The 16,091-nt window shown below is 60.1% G+C and carries 2 protein-coding genes; both read right to left on the bottom strand.

Annotation, left to right across the window (positions count from 1 at the left end):
- Positions 1-24: 24 nt before the first annotated feature.
- Positions 25-14,436, bottom strand: coding sequence for an Ig-like domain-containing protein (locus AAER43_RS11390; protein ID WP_057057769.1), 14,412 nt, complete (start codon positions 14,434-14,436; stop codon positions 25-27).
- Between the two features lie 121 nt (positions 14,437-14,557).
- Positions 14,558-15,895, bottom strand: a complete 1,338-nt coding sequence (locus AAER43_RS11385; protein ID WP_023337257.1) for a TolC family outer membrane protein — start codon at positions 15,893-15,895, stop codon at positions 14,558-14,560.
- Positions 15,896-16,091 lie beyond the last annotated feature (196 nt).

The following is a 16,091-nucleotide window of genomic DNA, read 5'->3' as shown; positions in this document are numbered from 1 at the left end:
GGGATCGCTCCCCGCGGCAGGGTTTTACGCAATTAACAGTTGATGATTTGCCAGCAGCGTCGCCAGATCCGTCTGCACGCCGTTCAGCGTCACCAGAGTGGTTGGCGAGAACTGGCCGCCGGTACCGTCCAGGTCAACCTGGATCTCGGTATTGCTGCCGTTTTGCACCACGCGGATGTAATCGGTGATATTGCCCGCGCTACTGTCCAGCGTCGCCACGCCGTTCACATAGCTCGCTGAGCCCGTGCCGGTATAGCCGCTGTCTGAGAGCAGATCGCGCAGGTCAATACGGTCCGTGTCCGCCGTCCCTTCCCAGGTGCCGACGGTAAAGCCGTTCACCACATCGTGACCGTTACCGCCCGTGGCATCCGACGCGTTGATCAGCTTGTAGAGCAACGTATCGTGACCGCCGCTGCCGATGTTGAAGGTGTCATTCCCGCCGCGGCCTTCGAAACGGTTATCAGCGCTGTTGCCGGTGATAACATCGTCGAAGTCCGAACCGTTAATGCCTTCAATATTCAACAGCCGTGTGGTACCAAAGCCAGTGTCCTGTGCGGTTGAAAGGCGCAGGTCAACGGTCACGCCGGAGGTCGCATTGCGGTAATCCACCACGTCCATCCCACCGGTGTTGCTCCAGGTGTCGTAGTCGGAATGGGTATTCCAGCCGCCGGAGCCGTTGTAGGTATAGGTGCCATCTTCTGCAATGAAGGTGTCGTTATACCCGGTCCCGGTGATTGTCCCGCTGTGGCCGCCGGTCGCCGCTTCGGCCGTCAGGACGTAGCCCTCTTTGCCGTTGCCCGCATCCAGACCGCTCCAGGTGACGTTATCCGACACACCGTTGGTGATCTTCACAATCTCTGCCGAGTAGGTTTCATTCGGATCCAGACCGTAGAAGCTCACCAGCGCAGAGGTATCGTTCGACCCGATACCGGACTGGGCGTTGATGATCTGCGAGGCCACCAGCACGCCTGCGGCGTTATACAGGTTGACCGTGTTGCCGTAGTAAGCGTTGATACCCTCGCTATCGACAATGTGCAGATGCATCGCGGTGCCGTCCGCAATGGTTTTGCTGTTCTGAACCAGCACCACCTTGCCGTTCTGCTGAGACACCAGCAGATCCTTCGCGCCGTCCCAGTTGTAGTCCACCGCGGCCACGCCGGTAGCGTAGGCGATACCGGACGCCAGCTGGCTGGAGGTCCAGGTGGAACCGTACCCGTTGTTGGTGAACAGGGTCGCCGTTTGTGACGCGCCGTAGGTGCTGAGCTTGATGATGTCCATCTGCCCGTCGCCGTTCCAGTCCACCGCCACCGACAGATACCCCGCCGACGCGTTAGAGGCTTCCACCGCGCTCTTGGTGGTTGAGAGCTTCCCGGTGCCGTCGTTGTAGTAGATCACCCCGCCGTTGTTGTTGTAGCTGCTGCCCAGGTACAGATCCATGTAGCCATCGCCGTTGAAGTCTGCCCACGTCATGGACGCCGCCGTGGTGGTGTTCGCGGCATTGACCACAAACACGTTGGTCAGGTTCTGGCCGATAGAGAGCGTGCCGTTGCCGTTGTTGTTGATTACGGTTAACGAGTACGCGCCGCTGCGGTTGGTGTGCTGAACAATATCCACCGTACCGTCGTTGTTCAGGTCAACGCCGGAGATTTCACGCATGGTGGTGAATTGTCCCCAGAAACCTGCGCCGCCGTTGGTGCCGTCCGGCGACAGTACCCCGTTGTTGTTGATCAGGTACGTAATGGAGTCTGCACCCGCATCGCCGTAGGCCAGATCCAGATAACCATCACCGGTTTTGTCGTACGCAATCACGCCGCCGTACCAGATGGTGGTGCCCATTCCCAGCTGGCTGGCGTTATAGGTGCTACCATCGTAGGTCCACATCACCTGCGTGGATCCCGCGTAGGTGTTCTCCGTGGCGAAAATGTCCTGCGTGCCGTTACGGTCAAAGTCAGCGGCGGTCTGGCTCACCACGTAGTAATTACGGGTGTTGGTCAGCGTATTTCCGGCATAGGTCGAGCTATCGCTGCTGGAGTAAGACTGGCCGTTCGCAATGATATTCCACAGACCGCTGCTGTTCATGCCAAGGGTCATGGTGGAGTTGTTGCTGTTCCCCGCCGTGGTTGCCCAGTCGGTATTCACCGTGGTGGTGTCAATCACCAGACTGCCGGTGGTCGTCCCGGTGGTATTGCCGTTACCCGCGCTGCTCTTCACCTGCGCCGTCACGCTGTAGCTCGCGACGTTCAGTGCATCGCTGTCCGGGATCTGCAGATACCAGGTGTTGTGATCCGGATCGACCACCACCGCACCGCCCGTCTGGGAGGTGTAGGTTTTCCCGTTCACCGTCACCACCAGATACTCACCGTTCACCAGATCGGCGGAGACGGTCCCGCTGACGATCGGCGTGGTATCCGACGTGGTCTGCGCGGTAATCGCCGCCGTGGTGGTCGGTATGCTGGTATCCACGCTCAGCACAAAGCCGTCCGATTCCGTATAGTTACCGGCCTTGTCGGTGACACGCACAATGTAGGTGTGATTGCCATCGCTCAGGCCGTTATCCTGGAAGGACCAGCTTGCGCTGCCGTTCATGGTCACCTGGCCGAGCAAGACGCCATCGCGGTAAAGCTGGACGATCTCGCCGTCGTCCGGGGCGCGGTTGAGCGTCCCGTTGATCACCGGTGAGTTATCGTCAGTGGCGACCGAGCTGCCAAAGGTGCCCGTACGTTCCCCTTCAACGTCGGTATAGCTCACGACCGTTCCCACCGTGTCTGGCGGCGTGGTATCCACCGTCACCACCTGCGACGCGGTAGATCCCACGTTGCCCGCCTGGTCGATGATCCGCACCTGGTAGGTGTAATCGCCGTCCGCCAGATCGCGGGTATCGGTGTAGCTCCAGCGCTGGTTGGTGACCGTGGCGTCAGACCAGGTATTCCCGCCGTCGAGGCTTATCTGCACGCGCTCGTCGTTTGCCAGCGCGTTGCCCAGCGAGCCGTTAATGGTCAGCGTGGTGTCCATCGTGATGAAATCACTCCCGGACTGACCGGTATCTTCGCTGATGCTGTCGATGGTGATGCCATACTGCGGCGCCTGAGTATCCACCGTCACCGCCTGCGAGGTGGTTGCCCCGACGTTACCCGCCTGGTCAATCACCCGCACCTGGTAGTTATGGCTACCGTCGGTCAGGGTACGCGTATCGCTGTAGCTCCACTGGGTCCCGCTCACGGTGGCATACACCCAGGTGGTGCCGCCATCCATGCTCACCTGAACGAACTCACCCGCCCCCAGCTCTGCGCCAAGCGTGCCGTGCAGCGTGTACGAGGTCGAACTGGTCAGGAAGTCATTGTTGTCAAACCCGGTGTCGACGGTAATGTTATCCACGGTCACCGTAATCGCCGCATCCGGGGCGACCGTATCAACGGTCACCTGCTGATGAGCGCTGGCCCCCACGTTGCCCGCCGCATCCACCACGCGAACGTAGTAGTCATAGGTCTGGTTCCCGAGCGTGCGGCTGTCGACGTAGTACCAGCTGTTGCCGGTCACAATCACGTTCTGCCAGGTGACGCCGCCGTCGATGCTGATCTGGGCGTACTCGCCGTCAGCCAGCGTCGCGCCGAGCGAGCCGTGCAGCGTCAGGGACGTATCGTTGGTGATAAAGTCGCTGCTGCTCAGGCCGGTATCGTCGCTGATGCGGTCGATGGCGATGGTTTTGCTGGCGTCCGGCGCGACGGTATCAATGGTCACTACCTGGCTGGTGGTGGCGCTGATATTCCCCGCGTCGTCAATCACGCGCAGCTGGTAGTTGTAATCTCCGTCGGCCAGCGTACGGCCATCGACATACGTCCAGCTCAGCCCGCTGACGCTGACGTCGGTCCAGGTCAGACCGCCGTCGAGGCTGATCTGCGCGTGGTCACCGCTGCCCAGCGCCGCGCCGAGCGTCCCTTTCAGGCTGATCTGGTTGTCGCTGGTGATGAAGTCACTGTCGGACAGGCCGGTATCCTGGGAAACGGAATCCACGGTAATGGTCGTTGCCGCCGGTTTCGTCAGATCAATGACCACGTCCTGGCTGTCCGTTGACCCCACGTTGCCCGCATTATCAATCACCCGCACCTGATACTGATAGGTCCCGTCGGTCAGGGTGCGGCCGTCCGTATAACGCCATGTGGTGCCGGTCACGGTCAGGTCAATCCAGGTTGCCCCACCGTCGAGGCTGATCTGCGCCTTCTCGTTATTGCCGAGCTGCGCGGTCAGCGAGCCGTTGACCACGACCTGAGCGTCGTTGGGGATGAAATCACTCGCGCTCAGGCCAGTGTCGTTTTGCAGAGAATCAATGCTGATGCCCATCGACGGCGCGGTGAGATCCACGGTGACGCTGTGGTTATCGCTGCCGCTGTTGCCGATGGTGTTGCTGACCTGCGCGTTAATGACGTACGAACCGCCGTCCGCCAGCGCGGTCACGTCTGCGCTTCCGACCGTATAGCGCCAGGTGCCGTCATTCTGAACGGTCGCCGTGTAGGTTTTACCGTTCAGCGTGATGGTCACCGTCTGGCCCGCAGGCGCGTCGGTGGTGCCGCTGATGACCAGCGGCGTGCCGTGTTCGGCGGCGCTGACAATGTCATCTTCCGCAAAGGTGTTGATGGTGATAGTTGGGACGTCACCGTTCAGCGTTACGTCGTGCGTTGCGCTGCCCGGGTTACCCGCTTTATCACTCACCGTGGCGGTAATCGCGTACTGCCCGTCACTCAGGCCGAGGAAGTCACGGCCCGGCACGAAGACCGACCACGATCCGTCTGCCCCGACGGTGGCCTGATAGCTGTGCCCGTTGAAGGAGACGGTCACCTTCTGGCCCTGTTCCGCCGTGGTGGTACCGCTGATGGTCTGGCCCGCCAGTTGCTCGGCATTGTTAACGATGTCGTCATCGGCCACGGTGCTGATGGTCACGGTCGGCGCAACGGTATCCACCGTTAAGGTGTGCGTCGTCTGACCGCTGTTCCCGGCTTTGTCGTCGACCGAGGCGGTCACCGTCAGCGCCCCCTGGCTCAGCGCGGCCAGATCCGCCGCGGGTACGTCCAGCGTCCAGGTGCCGTCGTTGGCCACGGTAGCGGTATAGGTTTTGCCGCCCAGCGTCACGGTAACGGTCTGGCCGGCCTCGGCGCTGGAGGCACCGTGAACCGTCAGCGGCTGTTGCGCTTCTGCCGCGTTCAGCACATCGTCACCCGACAGCGTCGCAATGCTTACCACCGGCGCGGTGGTATCTACGCTGATGTCGTGCGTTGCCGAGGCGCTGTTACCCGCGCTGTCCTGCGCCGAAACAGACACCTGATAGCGTGCGCCATCGGCCAGTGCGCCTACGTCGGCGGCCGGGACGGTAGTCGTCCAGGTGCCGTCGCTCTGAATCGTGGCGGTGTAGGTCTTGCCGTTCAGGGTCACGGTCACCTGCGTACCGCTGGCAAACTGGGCGCTGGAGCCATTAATCACCAGCGCATTACCCGCTTCTGCCGCGTTGATAACGTCATCGCCGCTGAGGGTATTTACCGTCAACGCCACGGAGGCGGTGTTGACCACCACGTCGTGCGTCTGGGTGCTGCTGTTGCCCGCGCTGTCGGTAATGGTTGCGCTCAGCGTCACTGTGCCGTCGGTCAGGGCGGAAATCACGCTGGCCGGCACGCCCACGCTCCAGTTGCCGCTGGCGTCAACGGTGGTGGTGTACTGGTTCGAACCCAGCGTAATGACCACTTTATCCCCGACGTTCGCGCCGGTTGCCGTGCCGCTGACGATCTGCGCCTGTCCGTGTTCCACGCTGTTGATCACGTCATCGCCCGCTACAACGTTAACGCTGACGGTCGGTGGCGTGGTATCAAGCGTAATCGCTTTACCCGCGCTGCCCGGGTTACCCGCCGCGTCGCTCACGCTGACCTGCACGGTATAGCCGTTATCCGCCAGTGCGGAGAGATCGGTGCCCGGCACGTTGACGCTCCAGATACCGCCCTGCTGCACCTGCGCGGTGTAGCTCTTACCGCCCAACGTCACGGTAACCGTCTGCCCGGCTTCCGCGGTGGTGGTACCGGAGATGGCCACGCCTGCGGACGCTTCGCTGGCGTTGATCACGTTATCGCCCGCGACCGTATCAATGGTGACGGCTGGCGCGGTGGCATCCACGCTGTACTCGCGGCCCGCAGAGGCGCTGTTGCCGTTCACGTTAGTCACGCTCACCTGCACGCTGGCATCGCCGTCTTTGAGGCCCGCCAGATCTGCGGAAGGCACGGTAGCCGTCCAGTTGCCGTCGGCATCCACTTTCGCGGTGTACGTCTTCCCGGCGAAGGTGATGGTAACGGTCTGGTTTTCCTCAACGTTCGACGTGCTGCCTGAAAGCACCAGATCCGCGCCTTTCTCCGCCGCGTTAATCACGTCGTCGGTAGCAATCGCATCAATGCTGATGGCGACCGCGGCCAGATCCACGTTCACATCGTGGCTGATGGAGACCGGGTTACCCGCGGTGCTTTGGCCTGCCACGGTAACGGTGACCGTGCCTGCTGCCAGCGCACCCACGTCTGCCGCCGGGATTGCCGCGCTCCAGGTACCGTCTGCCAGCACGGAGGCGGCATACGTTTTGCCATTGAGGGTCACGGTAAGCGTGGTCCCCACCGCCAGCCCGTCGCTGGAACCGGTAACGATCAGGTTCTGACCGTGTTCGATGCTGTTGATCACGTCGTCACCCGCGACGGTATCAACGCGCAGGCCCGGCAGGTTAGCGTCTATAACGATTTCGCGCTCGCCCGCCCCGGTATTGCCGTGGCCGTTGGTCACGGTCGCTGACACCGTCAAATCGCCGTTGCCCAGCGCCGTCAGAACAGACTCCGGCACGCTCACGGACCAGGTCAGATCGTTCTGCACCGTCGCGGTGTAGCTGTTACCGCCAAGGGTCACGGTGACGATATTACCCGCCTCCGCGTTCGTCACGCTGCCGCTGATGGTCTGGCCTGAAGCCACTTCCGCCGCGTTAATGACGTCATCGCCCGCCACGGTGTTGATAATGACACCCGGCAGAACGGACTCGACATTCACGGTATGAGAGGTACTGGTGCTGTTGCCAACGCCGTCCGTTGCTGACGCGGTAACGGTGTAAAGCGCTTCACCCAGTTGACCAACCTGATCCGCCGGAACCGTGGTCGTCCATTTACCGTTAGCGTCCACCGTTGCGCCGTACGCTTTGCCGTTGAGCATCACGGTCACCGCCGCGCCTGCCGCCAGGCCGGAAGCCGTACCGGAGATCGTCAGATCCTGGGTTTTCTCTGAACTGTTGATCACATCGTCACCGGAAACGGTGTCAATGGTCAGCACCGGCGCGCTCAGGTTTACCTCCACGCTGTGTGAGGTGCTGTTACTGTTGCCCGCTTTATCGGTCAGCGCCGCGGTGATGGTGTAATCTCCCGCGGTCAACGCGGTCACATCCGCCGCCGGTACGCCCACGCTCCAGTTGCCGGAGGCATCCAGAGTGGCTGTGTACGATTTGTTGTTGATCGTCACGGTGACCACATCCCCCGCCGCCGCGCCGGTCACAGAACCGGTGACAATCAGCGCCTGCGCATGTTCGGCGCTGTTGATCACATCGTCGTCGGATACGGTGTGGATGGTCAGCTGTGGAACGGTGGTATCAACCAGCACGTCGCGATCGGCAGAGGCCGGGTTGCCCGCTTTATCCTCGACGGCGGCGCTGACGGTGTAGTTACCGTCAGCAATCGCGCCCAGATCCGCAGACGGCATGGTTACGCTCCAGCTGCCGTTTGCCGCTACGGTGGTGGTGTAGTCTTTACCGTTCAGCGTGACCGTCACCGTCTGGCCCGCTTCGGCGTTGGTCACGCCATTAATGACCAGATCCTGCTGCGCTTCGGCCGCATTGATGATGTTGTTGTCGCTGATGATGTCAATCGAGACCGTCGGCGCCGTCGCGTCCACGCTGTACTCACGGCCAGCTGACGCGCTGTTGCCGTTCACGTTGGTCACGCTCACCTGTACGCTGGCGTCGCCGTCTTTCAGGCTGCCCAAATCGGCAGACGGTACGGTGGTCGTCCAGTTGCCGCTGGCATCGACCGTCGCGGTGTACGACTTGCCGCCGAAGGTGATGGTGACGGTCTGGTTAGCTTCCACATTGGTGGTGGAGCCGGACAGGACCAGGTCCGCGCCTTTTTCCGTCGCGTTAATCACGTCGTCGGTGGCAATCGGATTAATGCTGATGGCGACTGCGGCCAAATCTACCTTCACGTCGTGGCTGATGGTGACCGGCGTGCCCGCCGTGCTCTGGCCGTTAACCGTTACGGTGACCGTGCCTGCGCCCAGCGCGCTAACGTCTGCCGCCGGGATCGCCGCCGCCCAGGTGCCGTCTGCCAGCACGGTTGCCGCGTAGGTTTTTCCGTTGACGGTTACCGTGAGTGCCGAACCGGCTGCCAGGCCATCGCTTGACCCGGTGATAATCAGGTTTTGCGCATGTTCGATGCTGTTAATCACATCGTCGCCCGCGACGGTATCGACGCGCAGACCGGGCAGGCTGGCATCGATGGTGATGTCGCGCTCGCCGGTGCCGGTATTGCCATGGCCGTTGGTGACGCTGGCGGACACCGTCAGATCGCCGTTACCGATGGCGGTTAAGATCGTGGACGGCACGTTGACCGACCAGCTCAGGTCGTCCTGTACCGTGGCGGTGTAGATATTGCCACCAATGGAAATAGTGACAGTGTCACCGCTAACTGCCCCGCTCACTTTCCCGCTCAGGGTCTGGCCTGCGGCGACCTCTGCCGCATTAATCACATCATCCGTGGCGACAGGATTAATGGTCACCACCGGGAGCGCGCTGTCGACCACAACGCTGTGACTGGTACTCGCGCTGTTACCTGCCGCGTCGGTCACGTTTGCCGTCACGGCGTAGCTCGCTTCGCCCAGCGCCGAGACGTTTGCCGCCGGTACGGTGACGCTCCAGTTGCCGCTGGCGTCCGTGATGGCGGTGTAACTGATGCCGTTCAGGGTCACCGTAATGGTGGTGCCGTCCGGCTGGTTACTGCTGCCGGAAACCAGCAGGTCCTGGCCTTTTTCGGCCGCGTTGATCACGTCGTCAACCGCCAGGGTATTGATGGCAATCACCGGCGCGGTCAGGGAGACCTCAACGTCATGCGTTGCGGTGGTGCTGTTACCCGCTTTATCGGTGAGTGTCGCCGCAATCGTCAGGTTGCCGTTCACCAGCGCGCCCACGTCCGTTGCCGGAACGCCCACGCTCCAGCTCCCGGACGCATCCAGCATTGCGGTGTAGTCTTTCCCGTTCAGGGTCACCGTGATGACATCGCCCGCCTGCGCGCCCGTCACCTTACCGGAGACGATCAGCGCCTGACCGTGCTCAGCAATGTTCACGATGTCATCGCCCGCGACGATGTTGAAGCTAATCTGTGGCACGGTGGTATCCACCAGAACGGAGGCATCCGCGCTTGTCGGGTTACCGGCTTTATCGGAAACCGATGCCGTGACCGTGGCGTTACCGTCGCTGATGCCTGCCAGATCCGCCGCCGGCACGTTGAGTGTCCAGCTGCCGTCCGCCTGCACCTGCGCGGTGTACTGCTTGCCGTTGAACGAGACCGTCACCGTCTGGCCGGCTTCGGCCGTGGTGGAGCCGCTCAGGGTCAAATCCTGCCCCGCCTCAGCCGCGTTGAGCATATTATCATTGCTGATGGTGTTGATGCTGACCGTTGGCGCAGTGGTATCGACGCTGAATTCCTGCGCCGAAGACGCCGCGTTGCCGTTCGCGTTGGTGACGTTAACCTGCACGCTGGCGTCGCCGTCTTTCAGGCCGCTCAGATCGGCTGCCGGTACGGTATACGTCCAGTCGCCGTTGGCATCCACGGTCGTGGTCCAGGTTTTACCCGCAAAGGTAATGGTCACGGTCTGACCCGCTTCCACATTAGAGGTGGTGCCGGAAAGCAGCAGATCCTGACCTTTTTCCGCCGCGTTCAGCACATTATCGTCGGTCACGCTGCTGATAGTGATGGCGACAGGCGCGAGATCGACATCCACAACGGTGCCAATAGTCACCGGGTTGCCGGAGATATCCTGTGCGCTTGCCTTGATATCGAGCGCACCCTCCGCCCACTGCGACACATCCGCGGCCGGGATCGCCGCCTTCCAGGTGCCGTCCGCCAGCACGGTGGCGAAATAGTTGCTGCCGTTAATGGTTACCGTGACGGTGCTGCCCGCGACCAGATCGGTGCTGGAGCCGGACACAATCAGGTTTTGACCGTGTTCGATGATGTTAATCACGTCATCGCCCGCCACGGTGTCAATACGCAGTCCAGGAAGCTGGGCGTCGATGGTGAAGTCAAGAGAGGATGAGCCGGTATTACCGTGGGCGTTGGTGACGCTGGCTGACAGCGTCAAATCGCCATTGCCGAGCGCGGTTAACTGGCCCTCGCTTAACGGCAGGCTCCAGGTGAGATCGTCCTGCACGGTGGCCGTGTATGTCTGGCCGCCAAGGATAATCGTGACAGTGTCACCTGGCGCCGCGTGAGTCACTTTACCGGTCAGGGTTTGCCCTGCCGCAACCTCCGCTGCGTTAACGATATTATCGCCCGCCAGGGTATTGATCGTCACAACCGGCAGCGAACTGTCCACCAGCACATCGTGACTTGCAGAGGCGCTGTTGCCCACGCTGTCGGTCACGTTCGCCGTCACGGTGTAATGCGCTTCGCCCAGCGCACCTACTGCCGTCGCCGGTACGATGACGCTCCAGTTACCGCTGGCATCGGCAATAGCCGTGTAGTCGATGCCGTTCAGGGTGACGGTGATACGGGTTCCTTCCGGCTGGTTGCTGGTACCAGAGAGTTGCAGATCCTGACCTTTCTCGGTCGCATTGATCACGTCATCTGCTGCCAGGGTATTAATACCGATGACCGGCGTCACGGTATTCACCACCACATCCAGCGAACTGCTTCCGGTATTACCGGACCTGTCGGTCACGGAGACGTCGATGGTCCAGGTACCGTCGGCCAGCCCCTGCACCACGGACGCTGGCAGACCGAGGCTCCAGTTGCCCGCCGCATCCACCACGGTGGTGTAATCCACATTGTTGATGGTGATGGTCACCCGGTCGCCCGCTGCCGCGCCGGTCACGGAGCCGCTCAGGATCTGCGCCTGAGAATGGGCAAGCTGGTTAATGGTGTTGGTGGCGGTGACAAAGTCGTTGATGGTCACCTGCGGCACGGTTGCGTCTACCAGACCGACGCGATCGGCGCTGCTGGTGTTACCCGCCACGTCGCTCACGCTGGCCGTCACGGTCACGATACCGTCGGCCAGAGCGCCAACGTCAGCCGCCGGAACGCTCAACTGCCAGGTACCGTCCGTCTGGACCGTGGTCTGGTACGTTTTGCCGTTCAGCGTTACGGTGACCGTCTGGCCCGATTCTGCCGTGCTGCTGCCGCTTAAGACTAAATCCTGCTGCGCTTCGGCCGCATTAATGATGTTATCCGCGGTCAGGTTATCGAGGGTAATCGCTGGCGGCAGGGTATCCACCGTGACCACGCGCGACGCGTCGGCAGTGTTACCGTTGATGTTGGTGACGCTGACGCTCACCTGTGCGCGACCGTCGATCAGCGTGTCCATCGCGCTGGCCGGTACGGTCAGGCTCCAGGAGCCATCCTGCTGCACCTGGGCAGTGAAGGTCTGGTCGGCGAATTTCACCACCACGGTCTGCCCCGCTTCCACGCCCTGCGTCTGGCCGGACAGGGTTAAATCGCTGCCTTTTTCTGTCGCGTTGAGCATGTCATCGCTGGAGACGGTATCAATGGTGACCGCCACGGCGTTGAGGTCGAGTTCAATCGGGTGTTCTGCCGAAACGGTGTTGTTCCAGGCATCTTTCGCGCTGACGTTGACCGTCACCTCGCCCGCCGTCCAGGCCTGAAGATCCGCCGCCGGAACGCCAATCTGCCAGTTGCCGCTGGCGTTAACCGCGGTGACGTACTCGACGTTATTGATGGTAACGACAATCTGTGTGCCCGCAGCCAGATGGGTGCTGGCACCGGTGACGGTCAGATCGTGCTGCTGTTCGATGGCGTTGATCACGTCATCGCCGGAAATGGTGTTCACGCGCAGACCCGGCAGCTGAGCGTTGATGTTGATATCACGCTCGCCGGTGCCGGTATTACCGTGCCCGTTGGTTACCGATGCGGTGAAGGTTAAATCACCATCGCCGAACGCCTGAAGATCCGCCGACGGAATGGTGACGCTCCAGGTGAGATCGCTGCCTACCGTGGCGCTGTAGCTCTTACCGCCCACGGTAACAGACACCGTATCGCCCGCCGCCGCGCCGGTAACGCGACCGCTGAGGGTTTGATCCACGCCCGCTTCGGCGTTATTGACCAGGTTGTCGCCTGCAAAGGTGTTGATAATGACCTGCGGCAGCACGGTATCCACCAGCAGATTCGCTTCGGCAGAACCGCTGTTGCCCACGCTGTCGGTGCCGCTAACGGTAACGGTGTAAAGCGTGTTCGCCAGATTCAACACGTCGGAAACCGGCACCTGGATGGACCAGATACCGTTTTCGACGGTGGCCGGATAATTCACGTTATTCAGCGTGACGGTGATGGCGCTGCCGTCAGGCAGATTGCTGGTGCCGGACAGGCTCAGCGGCTGCATCGCCTCCTGGGCATTCAGCACGTTATCCTGGCTGATGGCGTCAATCGTGAATTCCGGCGGGTTGCCGCTCAGCGTGATGCCGTGCGTGGCGCTGCTGGTGTTGCCTGCCGCATTGGTCACGGACACCGAAAGGGTGTGGTGGCCTTCTCCCAGCGCACCCACAACGGACGCCGGGACGCCTACGCTCCAGCTGCCGTCTGCCAGCACCACGCCGGTGAAGGTCTTACCGCCCACGGTCACGGTCACCACATCGCCTGCGGCGGCACCACTCACCTGGCCGGAGATAATCTGTGCCTGGCCCTGCTCGCTGGTATTGAGAATATCATCGCCCGCCACGGTGTGAATGGTAATGACCGGCGCCGCAGTATGAACCGAGAAATCTGCCGTCGCTGATGTACCGTTACCCGCTTTGTCACTGACGTTCACCGTCAGGGTGTGGTTGCCCTCACTGAGAGCCTGCACCTCGCTGGCGGCAAGCGTGACGGACCAGGTGCCATCGCTGCCCACCGTGGCGTTATAGTTTTTGCCGTTCAGCGTTACCGTCACAATTTGTCCGGCTTCCGCATTGGTTTTACCGGTCAGCGTCAGCGGCTGGTTGTGCTCGGCGGCATTGATGATATTGTCCTGCGCGAGCGTATCGACAGAGAGCGTTGGCGCAACGGTATCCACGCCAATCGTCTGGCTTCCGCTCACGGTATTCCCCGCCGCGTCTTTGCCGCTGACGTTGACCGTCCAGGTGCCATCGCCCAGCGCCTGCGCGTCTGCCGCTGGCACTTTTACGCTCCACGCGCCGTTGGCCCCCACTTCCGCCGTGTAGGTTTTACCGTTCAGCGTCACGGAAACGTCGGTTCCCTTCGCCAGATGCTGGCTGCTGCCGGACAGCGTAAAACCGGCAGACTGCTCGCTGGCGTTTATCACGTTGTCACCCGCCGTTGTCGCCAGCGTAATGGAGGCCTCGGCCGTGGAGACGGTTACCGTGATGCTGCCTGCAGAGGTGGTTTTGCTGCCGTCGATCTGCACGACCGACCACGTATGCTCTCCGTCAGACTGGGTCGGGAGTTTTACCGTCCAGGTGCCGTCTTTACCCACCATCGCACTGGCAATGGTGCTTCCGCTGCTGTCTTTGATCTGAATGGTCGCGCCCGGTTGGCCGCTACCGCTAAAGGTCGGGGTGTTATCGTCCGTGATCGCGTTCGCGCTCAGCACACCCTGCTTGTCACCCACCTTGTCCGACAGCAAAAAGGTCGGCGTGGCACTTTCCACTTCTTTGGTGTTATCAATGACTTTCGTTTTCGTTTCGCCGTCACCGCCGTTGGCCAGCAGCGCCCCGATGGCGCCACCGCCCAGGGCAGCACCCGCAATCCAGCCCCACGGCGCATCGCTCAGGACACTTTCCTGCTCAAGGAAAGGTTCAATGCTGCTAATGGGTGTGGCCTGGGCGGTTAACTCAGTGACAGCAGCGCCAGACGCTTCCCCTGCATCGGCAAAAGAAATATGCGTCAGTTCCTGATGATCGTTGAATACCAGCTCTGACTGATGATGGGTTTCAGGATCTTCGACAAAATAGTTATTACAGCGAATAACGCTGCCATCTTTCATATAAATGAGAAGGTCTTTACCCTGGCGGACATAACGCACCACATCCTGAGCTGAGCCCTGGATCTCAATCACACTCGGCGATGAAATGGATACAGAGAGATTTCCGTCTCCGGTTAATTTCGTTTTTTCTGCCGTTTTGCGAATGATGACATCAACAACCTTTACGTTACTCATATTCTTCTCCTTGCAGGTGTGCGGATTCCTGTGGATATGTCCACCAGATGGATGTAGCTATCCCTGGGAAAAAACACCCATTATTTTCAGTCTTATTTTGCGCAGCTATGCGCGTCTTTTTTTAACTCAAATCGGGTAATTTTGCGGCAGCGTTTTTCTCTATTCCAATAAGCGACATTAAATTATCAACCGCGGAAGCATAATTAATTGCCGAACTCCACCCATCATACTCAGCGATTATTTTTGCCGACGTGGCCTGCCAGACATCCTGCTCAACGCTGAGCAAATCATTAATGCTCCGCTTGCTCAGGGTGTATTCATTTTTATAAACATCACGGGCACGCAGTGCATTTTCCAGCTGCAGCTTACCGGCTTCCATTCTTCCCCGTGCACCGGTCCAGTCAGCCTGCGCAACGGAGGCTTTTTGCAGAACATCGAAGCGCGCCTGATCAACCATAGAAGAGGCCATAGCCCGTGCGCCTTCTGCCTGACGCACACGTGCGGAGACCGCGCCGCCCTGATAAAGCGGTGCATCAATATTGAGCTGGATCTGGTCGTCCCAGTAAGAACGGTTGTCCGACTCATAACGGGTACGCCCCCCCTTCAGGCTTAAGGTCGGCCAGTGCTGGGACTTCGCCGTTTCCACGCCGTACTGGGCCGAACGCTCCCGGTTCTGCGCCGCTAACACCGTGGGTATCAAGGAATAATCAATGCGGTTAAGCGAATCAGGCTCAACGGCGAGGTTCGCAGGCACGGGCGAATAAGCGTCAGCCTGCATCCCGGTTAAGACCGCAAGCCTTGCGCGGGCGCTGTTTAAGGCGGCGTTATACTGCGCGACCGTTGCCTGCATGCCAGCAATACGCGTGCGGGTCTGCAGTTCATCGGAAGTGGAGCTCACCCCTGCATCCGCACGCAGTTTTGCCAGTTGCTCAACATTTTTAAGCGCCTGAACGTTGTCCTTTGCCGCCTGGAGCAGATCGGAATAGCGTTTAACTTCCACGTAGCTGAGTGCCGTTTTCTCCGCCACATCAGAGAGCGTACTCATCAGCTGGTAGCGGTAACTATCGCGCTGGGCGGAAGACTGGCTGATGCTGTTATTGGTTTTCCCGAAATCGTACAGCAGCTGGGTCAGGCTAATCCCCCAGGCCGCAGAATTCTTCAGCGATCCGCTGGAATCGGTGGTCTGGCTATGACCCGTGCTCCCGTTCAACGCGATTTGTGGCATCCAGCCGCTACGCGCTTCATCTATTTGCGCCTGACCAATACCTAATTGCGCGGCCTGCTGACTAATTGAGGGATCGCGATCGATAGCAAAAAGAATACTTTCTTTTAAGGTCGTCTTTGCCACTGCGGCAATCCCTGCCTGGTGACTATTGGCATAAGCCGTATTTATGGCGAATGAAATTAATGCCAGTGCTGTTGTAAATCGGCGTAACATAGGCTTTCGCAATATCGTCATTTTTATCTCCCTGACTCTGAGCCAAACTCAGGCAATTACCCAAAAAGAGGTATAGATAATTAGACAAATATCTTCTTTAGCGTCCTCACTGAATTTCAGGTAAAACTCCCCCATACCCATTTCCATTGGAAGTGAGAAAGTCCGTCGTCTTATTTCAATTAAGAATTTACTTATTTCTTAAACTGATTTGCAGCAT

It is taken from the genome of Enterobacter sp. FUJ80071 (assembly GCF_038739915.1).
GTDB classification, from domain to species: Bacteria; Pseudomonadota; Gammaproteobacteria; order Enterobacterales; family Enterobacteriaceae; genus Enterobacter; species Enterobacter kobei.
This window is presented reverse-complemented; position numbering and strand designations above follow the sequence as displayed.

Bases quoted from the DNA above. Each gene is read 5' to 3' on its own strand.
- AAER43_RS11385 (WP_023337257.1), bottom strand. From the start codon at position 15,895: ATGACGATATTGCGAAAGCCTATGTTACGCCGATTTACAACAGCACTG.
- AAER43_RS11390 (WP_057057769.1), bottom strand. From the start codon at position 14,436: ATGAGTAACGTAAAGGTTGTTGATGTCATCATTCGCAAAACGGCAGAA.